The 15,231-nt window shown below is 75.4% G+C and carries 13 protein-coding genes and 1 riboswitch; of the genes, 2 read left to right on the top strand and 11 right to left on the bottom strand.

Features of this window, described 5'->3' with window-relative positions:
- Position 1: 1 nt before the first annotated feature.
- A complete protein-coding gene (dapC, locus tag GTQ99_RS09885; RefSeq protein WP_420814537.1) occupies positions 2-1,171 on the bottom strand; it encodes a succinyldiaminopimelate transaminase in 1,170 nt (389 codons plus the stop codon).
- 1 nt (position 1,172) lies between these two features.
- Complete coding sequence (gene fdxA / locus GTQ99_RS09880) at positions 1,173-1,499, bottom strand: ferredoxin (RefSeq protein WP_166615561.1); 327 nt, start codon at positions 1,497-1,499, stop codon at positions 1,173-1,175.
- An 86-nt stretch (positions 1,500-1,585) separates the two neighbouring features.
- On the opposite strand from fdxA, the gene GTQ99_RS09875 reads away from it, so the two are divergent.
- Entirely contained in the window at positions 1,586-2,608 is a 1,023-nt protein-coding gene (locus GTQ99_RS09875; RefSeq protein WP_205707159.1) for a GNAT family N-acetyltransferase, read from the top strand.
- Here GTQ99_RS09875 and GTQ99_RS09870 read toward each other — a convergent pair.
- The 4 genes from GTQ99_RS09870 to typA form a co-directional block, all read right to left on the bottom strand.
- Complete coding sequence (locus tag GTQ99_RS09870) at positions 2,578-3,885, bottom strand: acyl-CoA dehydrogenase family protein (RefSeq protein WP_166615560.1); 1,308 nt, start codon at positions 3,883-3,885, stop codon at positions 2,578-2,580. The two genes, GTQ99_RS09875 and GTQ99_RS09870, sit on opposite strands and share 31 nt — an antisense overlap.
- A 56-nt stretch (positions 3,886-3,941) precedes the next feature.
- A riboswitch (SAM riboswitch) is annotated at positions 3,942-4,052 on the bottom strand.
- A gap of 79 nt (positions 4,053-4,131) precedes the next feature.
- Positions 4,132-6,090, bottom strand: coding sequence for an AAA family ATPase (locus tag GTQ99_RS09865; protein WP_338074881.1), 1,959 nt, complete (start codon positions 6,088-6,090; stop codon positions 4,132-4,134).
- A gap of 230 nt (positions 6,091-6,320) precedes the next feature.
- Positions 6,321-7,409, bottom strand: coding sequence for an N-acetyl-1-D-myo-inositol-2-amino-2-deoxy-alpha-D-glucopyranoside deacetylase (mshB, locus tag GTQ99_RS09860; RefSeq protein WP_205707158.1), 1,089 nt, complete (start codon positions 7,407-7,409; stop codon positions 6,321-6,323).
- Between the two features lie 79 nt (positions 7,410-7,488).
- The gene (gene typA / locus GTQ99_RS09855; protein WP_166615559.1) at positions 7,489-9,381 is read right to left on the bottom strand and encodes a translational GTPase TypA; all 1,893 of its coding nucleotides are present in this window, start codon (positions 9,379-9,381) and stop codon (positions 7,489-7,491) included.
- Positions 9,382-9,597: 216 nt separating this feature from the next.
- Here typA and GTQ99_RS09850 point away from each other — a divergent pair, with 216 nt between their 5' ends.
- The gene (locus tag GTQ99_RS09850) at positions 9,598-11,283 is read left to right on the top strand and encodes a BCCT family transporter (RefSeq protein ID WP_166615558.1); all 1,686 of its coding nucleotides are present in this window, start codon (positions 9,598-9,600) and stop codon (positions 11,281-11,283) included.
- 27 nt (positions 11,284-11,310) lie between these two features.
- Here GTQ99_RS09850 and GTQ99_RS09845 read toward each other — a convergent pair whose 3' ends face one another.
- The 5 genes from GTQ99_RS09845 to GTQ99_RS09825 form a co-directional block, all read right to left on the bottom strand.
- Entirely contained in the window at positions 11,311-11,718 is a 408-nt protein-coding gene (locus tag GTQ99_RS09845) for an NUDIX domain-containing protein (RefSeq protein ID WP_166615557.1), read from the bottom strand.
- The gene (locus GTQ99_RS09840; RefSeq protein ID WP_166615556.1) at positions 11,715-12,404 is read right to left on the bottom strand and encodes a DUF305 domain-containing protein; all 690 of its coding nucleotides are present in this window, start codon (positions 12,402-12,404) and stop codon (positions 11,715-11,717) included. The genes GTQ99_RS09845 and GTQ99_RS09840 overlap by 4 nt, the downstream gene beginning before the upstream one ends.
- A complete protein-coding gene (locus GTQ99_RS09835) occupies positions 12,404-13,030 on the bottom strand; it encodes a DUF3105 domain-containing protein (RefSeq protein WP_205707156.1) in 627 nt (208 codons plus the stop codon). Before GTQ99_RS09835 ends, GTQ99_RS09840 begins: the two co-directional genes overlap by 1 nt.
- Positions 13,031-13,233: 203 nt before the next feature.
- On the bottom strand, positions 13,234-13,392 hold the full coding sequence (locus GTQ99_RS09830; RefSeq protein WP_166615555.1) for a hypothetical protein: 159 nt from the start codon (positions 13,390-13,392) through the stop codon (positions 13,234-13,236).
- A gap of 108 nt (positions 13,393-13,500) precedes the next feature.
- Positions 13,501-15,183, bottom strand: coding sequence for a dipeptide ABC transporter ATP-binding protein (locus tag GTQ99_RS09825; protein ID WP_166615562.1), 1,683 nt, complete (start codon positions 15,181-15,183; stop codon positions 13,501-13,503).
- Positions 15,184-15,231 lie beyond the last annotated feature (48 nt).

The raw sequence follows: 15,231 nt of genomic DNA, 5'->3' as shown, positions 1-15,231 counted from the left end.
CTCAGAGCCCGTCGGCCAGCCGGCCGGGCACCTGCGCGATACGCTCGTCGGTGGCGGTGAGCGCGACGCGCACGTGCCGCTCCCCCGCCGCCCCGTAGAAGTCCCCCGGCGCGACGAGGACGCCGCGCGCGGCCAGGGCGTCCACCGTGGCGCGCGCCCCCTCGTCGCGGGTGCTCCACAGGTACAGCCCGGCGGCGGAGGCGACGCGGAAGCCGGCGGCCTCCAGCGCCGGGCGCAGCACCGCCCGGCGGGCGCGGTAGCGCTCGCGCTGGGCGTCCACGTGGGCGTCGTCGGCCAGCGCGGCCCGCAGGGCGGCCTGCACCGGCCAGGGCACGATCGTCCCGGCGTGCTTGCGCACCTCCAGCAGCTCGCGCACCAGCGCGGGGTCCCCCGCGGCGAAGGCCGCGCGGTAGCCGGCGAGGTTGGACTGCTTGGAGGTGGAGTACGCCACGAGCAGCCCCGAGTGCTCGCCCCCGCACACCCGCGGGTCCAGCACCGAGGGCACGAGCCCGCCGCGGGCGGCGTCGTGGTCCTCGTCCCAGCCCAGCTCGGCGTAGCACTCGTCGCTGGCCACGACGACGTCGCGCTCGCGCGCCCAGTCGACCAGCGCGCGCAGCTGCTCGGTGCCGAGCACCGCGCCGGTGGGGTTGGACGGGGAGTTCAGCCACAGCAGCCGCACGCGGGCCCCCGCCCGCCAGGCGGCGTCCAGCTGCTCGACGGTGTCGGCGGGCAGCGGGGTGGCGCCGGCCAGCCGGGCCCCGACGTCGTAGGTCGGGTAGGCCACCGCCGGGTGGGCCACCACGTCCCCGGGACCCAGGCCCAGCTGCAGCGGCAGCCAGGCGACGAGCTCCTTGGAGCCGACGGTGGGCAGCACGCCGTCGGGGTCCAGGTCCGGCACGCCGCGGCGGCGGGCGAACCAGGCGGCGACGGTCTCGCGCAGCGGGGCGGTGCCCCAGGTCTGCGGGTAGCCGGGCGCGTCGGCCGCCGCGCGCAGCGCCTCCTGGACGACCTGCGGGGTGGGGTCCACGGGGGTGCCCACCGACAGGTCGACGATCCCGCCGGGGTGGGCCGCGGCCGTCGCCTTCGCGCCCGCCAGGGAGTCCCAGGGGAAGTCCGGCAACGACGCGCCGACCCGCCGGCGCGGCACGGCGGCGGGTGCGGGCGCCGTCACCTCAGGAGCCCTCGCCCTGCGGCGGGACCGCGCTCACGACGGCGTGGTCGGCGTCGATGACGCCCATCTTCGCCGCACCGCCGGGCGAGCCGACGGTGTCGAAGAACTCCACGTTGGCGGCGGTGAACGCCGACCACTGCTCGGGGACGTCGTCCTCGTAGTAGATGGCCTCCACCGGGCACACCGGCTCGCAGGCGCCGCAGTCCACGCACTCGTCGGGGTGGATGTACAGCGACCGCTTGCCCTCGTAGATGCAGTCCACGGGGCACTCTTCGATGCAGGCCTTGTCCTTGACGTCGACGCAGGGCTGCGCGATGACGTAGGTCACGGGTTGTCCTCCTCCTCCGGCAGACGGGCGGCCGGACGCCCTCCCTAGTATCGCGGACGGTCGGCGTCGCTACAGCTGGAGGTCGCATGTCGCAGGTCACGCCGGGTCCGGTGCACGTGCACCGCGAGCACGAGCTGGTCGTCGGCGCCCGCGTCGTGGTGCGCCACCGCCTGCCCGACGGCTCGGCGGCGGACGCCCTCGGCGAGCTGCTGGCCGCCGACGAGCACGCGCTGCGGGTGGCCACCCGGCGCGGGGAGGTGCTCGTCGCGCGCGCGGCCGTGCTGGCCGCCAAGGCCGTGCCGCCGCCGCCGGTGCGCCGCGGCCGCCCGCACGAGGCGATCGGCCTGGAGGACCTGGAGCTGGTCATGGCCGAGCACTGGCGGCCGCTGGAGCGCGCCGACCTGGGGCGGTGGCGGCTGCGGGCCGCGGGCGGCTTCACCGGCCGGGCCAACTCCGCGCTGGCGCTCGGCTCGCCGGGGGTGCCGCTGCCCGCCGCGCTGGAGGCGGTCGAGCGCTTCTACCGCGAGCGCGGCCTGGTGCCGCTGGTCGCGCTCCCGCACCCGCTGGGCGCCCCCGGGGAGGGCGGCGCGCTGGGCGAGCACCTCGCCGGGCGCGGCTGGGGCGTGCGGACCCCGACGCTGGTGCTGACGGCGGCCACCGACGACCTGCCCGGCGCCGCCGAGGTGCCGCTGCCGCCGGGGCTGCGCAGCACCGCGAGCGCCGCGCCCGACGAGGGGTGGCTGGGCGCCTACCACTACCAGGGCGCCCCCGAGGTCCCGCCCGCCGGCCGCCGCGTGCTCGTCTCGGCCGACGAGCAGGTCTTCGTGCGGGTCCTCGACGGGTCGCGGACGGTGGCCGTCGCCCGCGGGTCGCTGTCGCCGGGGTGGGCCGGGATCACCGCGGTGGAGACCGTTCCGGAGCACCGCCGCCGCGGGCTGGCCCGCCGGCTGCTGGCCGAGGTCGCCGACTGGGCCCGGGCGCGGGGGGCGGTCTCGACGTACCTGCAGGTCGCCGAGGGCAACGCCGCGGCCCGCGCGCTCTACGAGCGCGCGGGCTTCGCGGCGCACCACGCCTACCACTACCGGGTGGCGCCCTCCGCGCCCTCCTGAGCGCGCACGGCCGCCGGGTCCACCGAGGCGTGGGTGCCGACGTCCCACACGAACGGCGGTTCGGTGCCGTTGACGGACCAGTCGCCGACGATGCGCTGCTTGTAGACCACCGGGTTGTGCGAGGCGACGGTGCGGGCGTTGCGCCAGTGCCGGTCCAGGTCGCGCGCCCGGCTGGTGCCGGAGGCGCCGAGGGTGTCGAAGAGCAGCGTCGCCGCGCGCGGCACGCTCGCGGAGAGCACGACCTGCGCCTGCGCGGTGCGGATCTCCGCCTCGACGTTGGCGGCGCGGTCCACCTCGCCGTCGCGCAGGTGCGCGGTGTCCGCGGCGCCCTGGACGGCCTGCGCGGCCGCGCGCACGAGGGCGCGGGCGGTGAAGGCGATCGAGGAGATCTCCCCGGCCACCGAGAGGACCTGCGCGTCGTGGCGCGCCAGCGGCGCCAGGCCGTGGGTGTAGCTGCGGGTGCGGGCGCGCACCTGGGCGGCGGTGTCGCGCTCGACGGCGGCGGCGATGCCGGCCTGCACGGCCAGCAGCACCAGCTGGTACAGCGCGGTCTGGTAGCGGAAGCGGTCGGTGAAGGGCGCCACGTCGGCGGGGTCGACCTCGACGTCGTCGAGCACGAGGGTGCCGGTGCCGGTCAGCTGCTGGCCGAAGCCGTCCCAGTCGTCGGAGACGACGGCGCCGGGGGCGCCCACGGGCACGAGCACGGTGACGACCTCGTGCGAGCCGTCGGGCAGCGCGCGCCGGGCGGTGGCGTCGGTCCAGTCCGCGAAGATCGTGCCGGTCGTGTAGTACTTGCGCCCGCTGACGAGGGTGCGCCCCTCGCGCTCGGTGACGACCGTCCGCTGCTCGCCGGTGACCCCGTCGCCGACCTCGCTCCAGGCGTTGCCGACGAGCTCGCCCGCGGCGATGCGCGCGCTCCAGCGCGCGCGGTGCTCCCCGGGCGGCAGCGTCAGGACCTGCTCGACCCAGGCGACGTGGCCGCGGAAGACCTGCGGCAGGTTGGAGTCGGCCTCGGCGACGTCGACGAGCACCTCGGCCAGCTCGACGAGGTCGAGGCCGTCCCCGCCCTCGGCGACGGGCAGGCGCAGCCGGCCGAAGCCCGCCGCCAGCAGGGCGCGGACGGCGGCGAAGGGCAGCTCGTGGTCCTGCTCGCGGGCCACGGTCCCGGCGGCGACCTCCCGCAGCACGGGGGCGAGCCGGGCGCGGACCGCGGCCAGCCGGTCGGCGGGCTGCGCGTCGGCGGGCGTGCGGGCGGGGTCGTCGAGGGCGGTGCTCACGGGGTTCCTCCAGGTCGTGGACGCGGCGGTGCGTCGGCCCGGGGTGGTCGTGCGCTCGCTCGTCCTTACCCGTGCGTCAGCACCAGGTCAGGTCATCACCCGGGGCACCCCACGACGAGGAGGGTTGCCGGCCAGCGAGCCGGGGCTTGGCGCTGGCGCTCATGACCTGGCGCCAGCCAACCACGCACCGGGGCTCGCGGTCCAGGGGTGCTCGCGACCCCCCGCGAGCACCCCTGGACCGCCCCGTCAGCCGCGCTCGCGCAGCACCGCGCCGTCGCGCAGGTCGACGACCCGCACGGGGGCCTCCTGCCCGCCGCGCTCGTGCTCGCGCCGGGCGCCCTCGAGGACGTCGGTGATCTGGGAGCCGATGAGCTCGTGGCGCTCCAGCAGCGCGTCGCGCAGCGCGGCGACCAGGTGGCGGTGGCGGCCCAGCAGCTCGCGGACGGACTCCTTGCGCTCGCCGAGCAGGTTCTCCACCATCCGGCGGCCCTCGGCGTCCCCGAGGACCCGGGCGACGAGGTTGCCGTCGGCGAGGGCGCCCTGCTGCACGGCGGCGAAGGAGACCAGCGTGCCCGCCATGCCCGCCGCGCCGACCATCTGCGCGGCCACCGAGGTCGCCGACTGCAGGTCACCGGCCGGGCCGGTGGAGACGTCGCCGAAGAAGAGCTCCTCGGCGACCTGGCCGCCGAAGGCGATGTCGATCATGCCGGCGAGCTCGGTGCGCGAGCGGGTGTAGACGTCCTCGGCGTCGCCGTGGGCGAGCAGGCCGAGGGCCTGGGCGCGCTTGACGATGGTGAGGACCTCCAGGCGCCGGTGCGGGGCCACCAGCCAGGCGACCGCCGCGTGCCCGGCCTCGTGGGTGGCGATGAGCCGGGCCTCGTGGTCGGTGTAGCCGACGGGCTGGCCCAGGCCCACCTCGGTCACCAGCCGGGCGTGCTCGACGTCGGCCCAGCTCATGCCGTCGGCGTCGCGGCGCACCGCGTTGACGAGCGCCTCGTCGAGCAGGTTCTCGATCCGCACGGGGCTGTAGCCGTTGGTGATCCCGGCGAGCGCGTCGCGGCGCTCGGGCTCGTCCAGCTCCCCCTCGTGCGCCTTGCGGGCCAGGAAGTGGTCCAGCAGCTGGCGGCGGCCGGCCTTGTCGGGCAGGCCGAAGACGAGGCGGCGGTCGAAGCGGCCGGGCCGCAGCAGCGCCGGGTCGAGGGCGTCGGCGCGGTTGGTGGCGGCGATGACGAGGACCTCGACGGGCTCGGCGACCGGGCGCCGCAGCTGCCGGTGCTCGGGCAGGAAGCGGTTGGCCAGGTCCACGCACCAGCCGCGCAGGCGCTCGGAGCCGGTCGGCTCGTCGAAGGACTGCATCTGCACGAGCAGCTCGTTGACGACGCCGCCGGCGCCCTCGCTGCTGGCCAGGTGCTCGGTGCGCAGCCCGCCCGGCTGCCCGGCCGCGCCCATCGCCAAGCCCTCCAGCCCGCCGCAGGCGAGCAGGCCGGTCGCGGGCGGAGCGGTGGCGGGTGCGGCGGTGGCGGCGCTCATCTGGCCGCGGGAGGCGGCGATGGCGTCGATCTCCTCGATGAAGCCGATGGCGCCGCCCTCGCGGCGGGCGGCCTTGCGCAGCGCGCGGAAGTAGGAGCGCAGCTTGCGGGCCGTCGCGCCGTACCACATGGACTGGAAGCTGGTCGCGGACACGTAGAGGAACGGCACCCCGGCCTCGCGGGCCATCGCCTTGGCCATGTGCGTCTTGCCGGTGCCGGGCACGCCCTCGAACAGCAGCCCGCGCCGCGGCCGGCCACCCATCCGGGAGCGGAAGGTGCGGGCGGCCAGGAACAGGTCGAGGCTGCGCTCGACCTCCTCCTTGACGGGGTCGAGGCCCTTGACGTCGTCGAAGGAGACGTCGACCTGCTCGGGGCGGTAGAGCACGTGCGGCGAGCGGCCGGACACGAGCGTCTGGCCCAGCAGCAGGGCGAGCATGGCGGCGAAGAAGATCCCGACCATGAGGTAGAGGGGGTCCACGCTGGGCGGCGCCGGCAGGAGCGGCAGCTGCAGGGCCAGCCGGACGTCGACGACGAGCAGCGCGAGCAGCACGAGCAGCAGCAGGGCGGTCGTGCGCCGCCGGCGGTTGCGCTCGCGCAGCCGCCCCACGTCGGCGGCGTCGCGGCGCGCCCGGGGCTGCGGTGCCTGCACGGCCGGTCGCTGGCCGGGGTGGGTCACGGCCGCTCCTCTCGATCGGACCCGGCGGCGTGCCGGGACTGCTCCCACCCAACCTCCGGGGCCCGCGGGCGACCACCCACGGTGACCGGATCGGACGATCGCGTTCACCCGACCGGCGCAACGGAGCGTGTCGGCCCGATCACCCGCACGTGTCCCCACCCCTCCTCGATGGTGATCTTCCACGGTGCACCGTGGAAGATCACCATCGAGGAGGGGTGGTGGCGACGGGGTCAGCTGCTGGGGGCGATGCCCGCGAAGAGGTCCGTCTCGCGGCCGTCGGCGTCGAAGGGGCCGGAGGCCACCCCGTGCACCAGGCGGAAGTGCTCGGCGGGCCAGAGCGGTTGCGGCACACCGTTGCTCAGCCGCAGCGCGGGGACGGCGGCGTCCAGGTCCAGGGTGAGCTGGGTCGCGTGGGCGCGCAGCGCGGCGATCTTGGCGGGCACCTGCTCGGTGCCGTCGACGACCGTGGTGACCTGCTCGTCGGGCACGACGACGCTGGGCAGCGGCCCGTCGGGGTCCCCCGCCCCGTCCGCGCCGCTCTCGGCCAGCCGGCGCAGCGCCTCCCGGACGGCCGACTCCGGCTGGACGATCTCGTAGACCTTGGCGACCTGCCACGGCACGCCGCCACCGGGCTCGTCGTGCCCGGAGCCGCCGGCCGCCAGCACCAGGGCGCGCATCGTGGCCTCGTGCACCCGCACGTGGTCGGGGTGGCCGTAGCCGCCGCCGGGCTCGTAGGTGACGACGACCTGCGGGCGGACCTCGCGCACCACCTCGGCGATGCTCCGGGCGACCTCCTCGGGGTCGGCGGCCGCCAGCGCCCGCGGGTCGACGTCCTCCCCCGCCGCGGCGCGGCCCGGCTCCAGCCACACCATCCCCGAGTCGCGGTAGCCCGTGCCGTCGGGGCGGGTCAGGAAGCGGTGGTCGCCCACCCCGACCGCCTCCATGGCCGCGGCCAGCTCCTGCGCGCGGTGCGCGGCGAGCTCGTCGGGGCCCAGGTGGGCGAGCTCGGCGGGGACGACCTCGCCCAGCTCGCCGCGGGTGGCCGTCAGCAGCGTCACGCCCGCACCGGCGTCGGCGTAGCGGGCCATCGTCGCCGCGGTGCCGATGGACTCGTCGTCGGGGTGGGCGTGCACGAGCAGCAGCCGGCGGGGCTGGTCGAGGCGGTCCATCGCGGCCAGCTCGGCGGGTTCGAGCTCCTCCGCGGCGTCGTCGACGAGGTCGGCGGCGATCTCGAGGGGGTCGCGGCCCGCGGTGGCGGCCCCGGCCGCGCTCTCCGGCGTCCGGCCCGGCTGCTCCGCGGGTTCGGGAGTGGTCGTCATGGCGCCCATCCTGCCCCGGCGGCGGGGACGACGACGCCGACGGGCCCCGCGGGGTCCCGTCGGCGTCGTGGTCGGGGCGTCAGCCCTTCTTGGCCTTCGAGGCCGTCTTCGCCCGGGCGCTGGCCTCCAGGACGACCTTGCGGATGCGCACCGCCTCCGGGGTCACCTCGACGCACTCGTCCTCGCGGCAGAACTCCAGGCACTGCTCCAGCGACAGGTGGCGCGGGGGGATCAGGCGCTCGAACTCGTCGGAGGTCGAGGAGCGCATGTTGGTGAGCTTCTTCTCCTTGGTGATGTTGACGTCCATGTCGTCGGCGCGGGAGTTCTCCCCGACGATCATGCCCTCGTACACCTCGGAGGTCGGCTCGATGAACATCTGCCCGCGCTCCTGCAGGTTCGTCATCGCGAACGCGGTGGCCGCACCGGCGCGGTCGGCCACGAGCGAGCCGGACTGGCGGGTGCGGATCTCGCCGGCCCAGTGGTCGTACTGGGCGAAGATCGCGTGCGCGATGCCGGTGCCGCGGGTGTCGGTGAGGAACTCGGTCCGGAAGCCGATGAGCCCGCGGGAGGGGACGTAGTACTCCATGCGCACCCAGCCGGTGCCGTGGTTGGTCATCGTCTCCATGCGGCCCTTGCGGGCGGCCAGCAGCTGGGTGATCGCGCCGAGGTGCTCCTCGGGGGCGTCGATCGTCAGGTGCTCGAAGGGCTCGAGGGTCTTGCCGTTCTCGTCCTTGCGCAGCACGACCTGGGGCTTGCCGACGGTCAGCTCGTAGCCCTCGCGGCGCATCTGCTCGACGAGGATGGCCAGCGCCAGCTCGCCGCGGCCCTGCACCTCCCACGCGTCGGGGCGCTCGGTGGGCAGGACGCGGATCGAGACGTTGCCGACGAGCTCCTTCTCGAGGCGGTCCTTGACCAGGCGCGCGGTGACCTTGGCGCCCTTGACGCGGCCGGCCATGGGCGAGGTGTTGATGCCGATGACCATCGAGATCGCCGGCTCGTCGACCGTGATGAGCGGCAGCGGGCGCGGGTCCTCGGGGTCGGCCAGCGTCTCGCCGATGGTGATGCCCTCGATGCCGGCGACGGCGACGATGTCGCCGGGACCGGCCTTCTCGCCGGGCACGCGGGTGACGGCCTCGGTGACGAGCAGCTCGGTGACCTTGACGCGCTCGATGGTGCCGTCGTGCCTGCACCACGCGACCTGCTGGCCCTTGACGAGCTCGCCGGAGAAGATGCGCAGCAGCGCCAGGCGGCCCAGGAACGGGGAGGCGTCGAGGTTGGTGACGTGCGCCTGCAGCGGGGTCTCGGGGTCGTAGGTCGGCGCCGGGATCGTGTCGATGATCGTCTGGAACAGCGGGACGAGGTCCTCGTGGTCCGGCAGGCCGCCGTCCTCGGGCTGGTTCAGCGAGGCGCGGCCGTTCTTGGCCGAGGCGTAGACGACGGGGACCTCCAGCAGCCGGTCGGCGTCGATGCCCTCGATGTCGCCGGCCAGGTCCAGCAGCAGGTCGTAGGTCTCCTCCACCACGGCGGCGATGCGCGCGTCGGGGCGGTCGACCTTGTTGACGAGGATCACGACGGGCATCCCGGCGGCCAGCGCCTTGCGCAGCACGAAGCGGGTCTGCGGCAGCGGACCCTCGGAGGCGTCCACCAGCAGCACGACGCCGTCGACCATCGACAGCCCGCGCTCGACCTCGCCGCCGAAGTCGGCGTGGCCGGGGGTGTCGATGATGTTGATGGTCATGCCGCCCTCGGGAGCACCCGGTCCGGCGTAGTGCACCGAGGTGTTCTTCGCGAGGATCGTGATGCCCTTCTCGCGCTCGAGGTCGCCGGAGTCCATGACCCGGTCGGCGACGTCGGCGTTGGCGCGGAAGGCGCCGGACTGCCAGAGCATCGCGTCGACGAGGGTGGTCTTGCCGTGGTCGACGTGGGCGACGATCGCGACGTTGCGCAGGTCGTCACGGGTGCTCAAGGGCATGTGGCTTCTCGATCCCTCTCGAAAGGTCGCGCCGGTCGCGGGCGTGCTGGAGCGGGCGCGTGTCGGGGTTGACACCACAGTCTACCCGCGCCCCGGGCGCGGGTCTCCCCTCCAGTCCGCGACCACCGCCCTGACCTGCGCGGACACGTCCGGCCCAGTCCGTCCGGACCCCCTCCGATTGGTCCTCCCTCGTCATCCCGTGCCACCCTCGCCGCCATGTCCGCACCACCCGAGCACGGTCCGCGCACGTCGTCCGCCCCCCGCACCGGACCTCCCGCGGCACCCGTGCAGGGGCACCGGGGACGGCCCGCGGTCGACGTGCGGACGTTCGCGGTCGCGGCCGGTGCGGTGGCGCTCTTCCTGCTCGCGGGGGTGCTCGCGCCGCGGCGGCTGCTCGCGGGCACCAGCGCCGTCCTGGACGTCGTGGTCGCGGACTTCGGGTGGGCGTTCGTGCTCGGCGCGACGGCCTTCGTCGTCCTGGCGCTCGTGCTGGCGTGCAGCCGGCTGGGGCGCATCCGCCTCGGGCGCGACGAGGACCGCCCCGAGCACTCGCGGGCGGCGTGGATCGCGATGATGTTCTCCGCCGGGATGGGCATCGGGCTGATGTTCTACGGCGTCACCGAGCCGGTCACCCACCTCATGACCGTCCCGCAGGGCGACGCCGAGCCCGGCTCGCAGGCCGCCGCGCGGGAGGCGATGAACTACTCCCTCTTCCACTGGGGCCTGCACCCGTGGGCGCTGTACGCCGTCGTCGGCCTGGCGCTGGCCTACTCCAGCTACCGCAAGGAGCGCGCCGGCGGCTTCTCGGCGGCCTTCGCGCCGCTGCTGCGCGGACGCCGCGGCCGCGGCGCCGCCCGCGCCATCGACGTCTTCGCCATCTTCGCCACCCTCTTCGGCTCCGCGGTCAGCCTCGGGCTGGGTGCGGCGCAGGTGAACGGCGGGCTCACCGAGGTCTTCGGCGTCCCCGGCTCCACGGGCGTGAAGGTGGCGGTCATCGCCGTCCTGACGGTCTGCTTCGTCGTCTCCGCCGCCAGCGGCGTCGAGCGCGGGATCAAGTGGCTCTCGAGCACCACCACGGTGCTCGCGCTGGCGCTGCTGCTGTTCCTCTTCGTCGTGGGCCCGACCGTCTTCGTGCTGAACCTCGTGCCGGCCTCGGCCGGCAGCTACCTCACCGCACTGCCCGCGATGTCCCTGCGCACCGGGGCCTTCGGCGGCAGCGAGTGGCTGTCCGGCTGGACGCTCTTCTACTGGGCGTGGTGGGTGAGCTGGACGCCCTTCGTCGGCGCCTTCCTCGCGAAGATCTCCAGGGGCCGCACCGTGCGCGAGTTCGTGGTGGGCGTCGTGCTCGTCCCGACCGCCGTGAGCCTGCTGTGGTTCTGCGTGCTCGGCGGCGCGGCCATCGACCTGCAGCGGCGCTTCCTCGAGGGCCGCGGCGGCGCCGACATCGCGGGCATCGCCGACCAGGAGTCGCAGATGTTCGCCTTCCTCGCCCAGTTCCCCTGGGCGGGGGTGACCAGCGTCCTCGTCGTCGTGCTGGTGGCGGTCTTCTTCGTCTCCGGCGCCGACGCCTCCAGCATCGTCATGGGCTCGCTGAGCTCCTACGGCGCCGACGAGCCGCGCCGCTGGGTCACCGCCGTCTGGGGCACGCTCACGGGCCTGGTGGCGATCGTGCTCCTGCTGGCCGGGGGCACCGGCGGGGAGTCGCGGGGCCTGGACGCCCTGCAGAACGTCACCATCATCGCGGCCGCGCCGTTCCTGGTGGTCATGGCGCTCATGGCGGTCGCGCTCGTCAAGGACCTGCTGGCGGACCCGCAGGTGACCACCCCGCGCCGCCGCGCCGGCGACCGCCGCGACCCGCGGGTCACCGCCGCCGACACCGGCTGGCGCGGCCCGGGGTCCTGACCGCTCCCCCGGCGCCGCCCCGCGGCGTCAGCGGCCGGCGAGCCGCTGCATGCGCTCGACGAGCGGCACGTCCCCGGGCAGCCAGTCCAGCCGCGACCAGCCGGGCAGGTGCACCCAGCGCAGCTCGTCGTGGTCCTGCAGCGGCGCGGGGACGCCGGTGCGCACGAGGCCCCACCAGACGCGCATCCGCAGCTGCGGGGTCAGCGGCCACGCCCCGCCGGGGTGCACGACCTCCTCGCCCAGCTCGGCGGTGATCCCGAGCTCCTCGGCGAGCTCGCGGTGCAGGGCCTGCTGCGGGGACTCCCCCGGCTCCACCTTGCCGCCGGGCAGCTCCCAGCGCCCGGCCAGCGCGGGCGGGGCGCTGCGGCGGGCGGCCAGCAGGGCGGCCGGGCGCTCCAGGTCGTCCACCAGCGCGGCGGCGACGACGAGCCTCACGCGCCCCCCTCCCCGGCCGCCGCGTCGTCCCCCGCGTCGTCCACCGGCAGCGGCTGCGCACCGCGCGCGGCGAGGAGGTCGGTGAGCAGCTGCGACTCCCCCTCCTGGCTGGTGGCGATGGCGCGGGCGAGGTCGCGGACGTCCCCGGTCGTGGCGTGCTCGGCACCGAACCGCGCCATCTCGATGCCGCCGCGGTGGTGGCGCAGCACCAGCTGCAGGAAGTCGACCTCGAAGACCTGCCCGCTCTCCGAGCGCAGCCGGGCCAGCTCGGCGGCCGTGGCCATGCCCGGCATCACCCGCCCCTGCTGCTGCTGGACGACGTGGCGGGCGTGCAGCTCGGTGCCCGCCATCCAGGCCATCGTGGCGCTGCCGCCGGCCAGCGGCTGGTCCCAGCTCACGAGCAGCTGCTGCAGCCGGCCGGCCTGGTTGCCCTGGGTGGAGGCCATGTCCACGGCGAGCTGGCGCACCTCCGGGCTGGGCGCGGTGCGCAGCGCCGTGTAGGCCATGTCGACGGCCTGGCCGTGGTGGATGGCCATGTCCCGCGCGAAGCCGACGTCGACGGAGTTGCCGGCAGGCGCGGACGGCAGCGAGCGCCCGAGGAACATGCCCACCACGAGCGCGAGCAGGAGCGCGACGACGAGCACGAGCACGCGCCGCGCCCGCTCCAGCGGCGCGAGGGCGGGCATCAGCCGGTGGGCGTCCCGACGCCCTGCGAGCACAGCGCACCGGGCTCGGGGGTCTGGGCGCCCTGGACGAACTTGGCGAGGAAGGCCTCGATGCGCGGGTCGTCGGCGTCCTCGACCTCGAGCTGGTTGTTCCACGCCGACAGCACGACGGGCGAGGGCAGCCCCTCGTAGGGCGAGAGGACCGTGTAGGTCTCCTGCGCGACGTCCTCGCGCAGCTGCTCGACCTGCTCGGCGGGCAGGTCCGGGGAGTAGGAGATCCAGACCGCGCCGTGCTCCATGCTGTGGACGGCGTTCTCGTTCGGCACGGGGGCGTCGTAGACGCCGCAGTTGAGCCACACGGGCGCGTGCTCGCCCCCGACGGGCGGGTTCTCGGTGTACTGCACCGGCTCCTCGGTGTGCTGGCCGCCGGTGTACTGGAACGTCCGCACCGCCTCCAGCGACGGCGGCTCGGGCTGGTTGGCGATGACCGCGACGACCGTCGCGGCGATCCCGACGACGACGGCCGACGGCAGCGCCACGAGCAGCACCCTGCGCCGGCGCGCGCGGGCCTTCTCGGCCCGCTGCATCGCGGCGACGCGCGCGGCACGCTGCGCCGCCGCTCCGGTCCCGTCCTTCGTCCCGGCCATGGTGGTCCCCTCCGTCGTGGTCGCGCACCGCCACGGCGGGTGACGCCTGTCCTTCGTGTCTCCCCCTGCAACGACCCGGCGGGCCCGCGGGTTCACCCCCCGTGCCCGGGGAGCGGGTGATCTGCCCCACAGCCTGCCACGGCGGCGGGCACGACGAGGTCCGGGTGCGGGTCGGGGCGGCTCGGCCGCGGGTCGAGTGCGGCTCAGGCGTGGTGGGCGCGCCGGGCCTCCCGGGCGCGGCGGGCGCGGTCGCCGTGATCGGCACGGGCACTGGCGGCCACCCGGTGGCGGGGGCTCGTGCGCCAGTACACGACGGCGATCCCGGCTGCGACGGCGAGAACGACGAGTGCGGCGAGCAGCATCGGGCCACGGTAGACCCGTCGCCCTCCGCCGGTGGTGCGGACCGGCCGGGAAGTCGCGCGAGGGCCCCCGCACCCCGCCACGGCGGGGTGCGGGGGCCCTCGGGAGCCTCAGGCGCCGAGCTGGATGCTGCCGCCGGGGATCGCCTGCAGCAGCGCCTTGGTGTACTCCTCGCGCGGGGAGTCGAACACCTCGTCGACCGTCGCGTGCTCGACGAGCCTGCCCCGCTGCATCACCACGACGTCGTCGGCGATCTCGCGCACGACGGCGAGGTCGTGGGTGATGAACAGGTACGTCAGCCCCAGCTCGGCCTGCAGGTCGTTGAGCAGGGTGAGGATCTGCCCCTGCACGAGGACGTCGAGCGCGGAGACGGCCTCGTCGCAGATGACGACCTCGGGCTGCAGCGCCAGCGCCCGCGCGATGGCCACGCGCTGGCGCTGCCCGCCGGAGAGCTCGTTGGGGTAGCGGCGCATCGAGCTCTGCGGGAGGGCCACCTTGTCGAGCAGGTCGCGCACCCGGGCCTCGCGGCTCTTGGCGTCGCCGACCTTGTGCACCCGCAGCGGCTCCTCGACGACCCGGAAGATGCTCCAGCTGGGGTCCAGGGAGCCGTAGGGGTTCTGGAAGATCGGCTGCACCCGGCGGCGGAAGGCGAAGGAGGCCTTGCGGTCGAGGCCGGTGATGTCCACGCCGTCGAAGAGGACCTGCCCCGAGGTCGCCGGCAGCAGGTTGAGGACCATCTGCGCGACGGTCGACTTGCCGGAGCCGGACTCCCCCACGACCGCGGTCGTCGTGCCGCGGCGCACCGAGAAGCTGACGTCGTCGACGGCGCGCAGCTTCTCCCCGCGCGGGCCGGCCCCGCGCAGCACGAACTCCTTGACGAGGTTCTTGACCTCGATGACCTCGGGGGTGACGTGCTCGGGGTCGGCGGCGATCTCGACGGCGTGCGCCTCGGCCCGCTCGACGACCTCGGCGCGGTGCGCGGAGGTCATCCGGCGCGAGGCCAGCGACGGCGCGGCGTCGACCAGGCGCCGGGTGTAGGGGTGCTGCGGGGACTGCAGGATCTGCAGCGCCGGGCCGGACTCGACGACCTGGCCCTTGTACATGACGACCAGGTGCTCGGCGCGCTCGGCGGCCAGGCCCAGGTCGTGGGTGATGAGCAGCACGGCCGTGCCCAGCTCGCTGGTCAGCGAGTCCAGGTGGTCCAGGATCCCCCGCTGCACCGTGACGTCCAGGGCCGAAGTCGGCTCGTCGGCGATGAGCAGGCGCGGGCGCGAGGCCAGGCCGATGCCGATGAGCGCGCGCTGGCGCATGCCGCCGGAGAACTCGTGCGGGTACTGGCGGTAGCGGCGCGCGGCGTCGCCGAGCCCGGCCTCCCCCAGCACCTCGACGGCCCGGGCCTTGGCCGCGGCGCCCTTGGCCAGCCCGTTGGCCTCGATGGCCTCCTTGACCTGGAAGCCGATGTTCCAGACCGGGTTGAGGTTGGACATGGGGTCCTGCGGGACCAGGCCGATGCCCGTGCCGCGCAGGGCCACGAACTCCTGGTGGGAGGCGTGCGCGATGTCCTCGCCGTCGAAGAGGACCTGCCCGCCGACCACCCGGCCGTTGCCGGGCAGCAGCCCGATGACGGCCATCGCCGAGGTCGACTTGCCCGAGCCGGACTCGCCGACGATGGCGACGGTCTGGCCGGGGTAGACGGTGAAGCTGGCGTTGCGCACCGCGTGCACGGTGCGCCCGCCGGAGGTGAAGTCGACCTGCAGGTCGCGCACCTGCAGCAGCGGCCGGGAGCGGTCCACGCCCGGCGCGGCGGGGCGGGCGTGGACCGCTCCCGGCCGCTGCTGCAG

The organism is Kineococcus vitellinus, assembly GCF_009906315.1.
Classification (GTDB): domain Bacteria; phylum Actinomycetota; class Actinomycetes; order Actinomycetales; family Kineococcaceae; genus Kineococcus; species Kineococcus vitellinus.
Note: the sequence above shows the minus strand (reverse complement) of the source record. Positions and strands in the feature narration are given on the sequence as shown.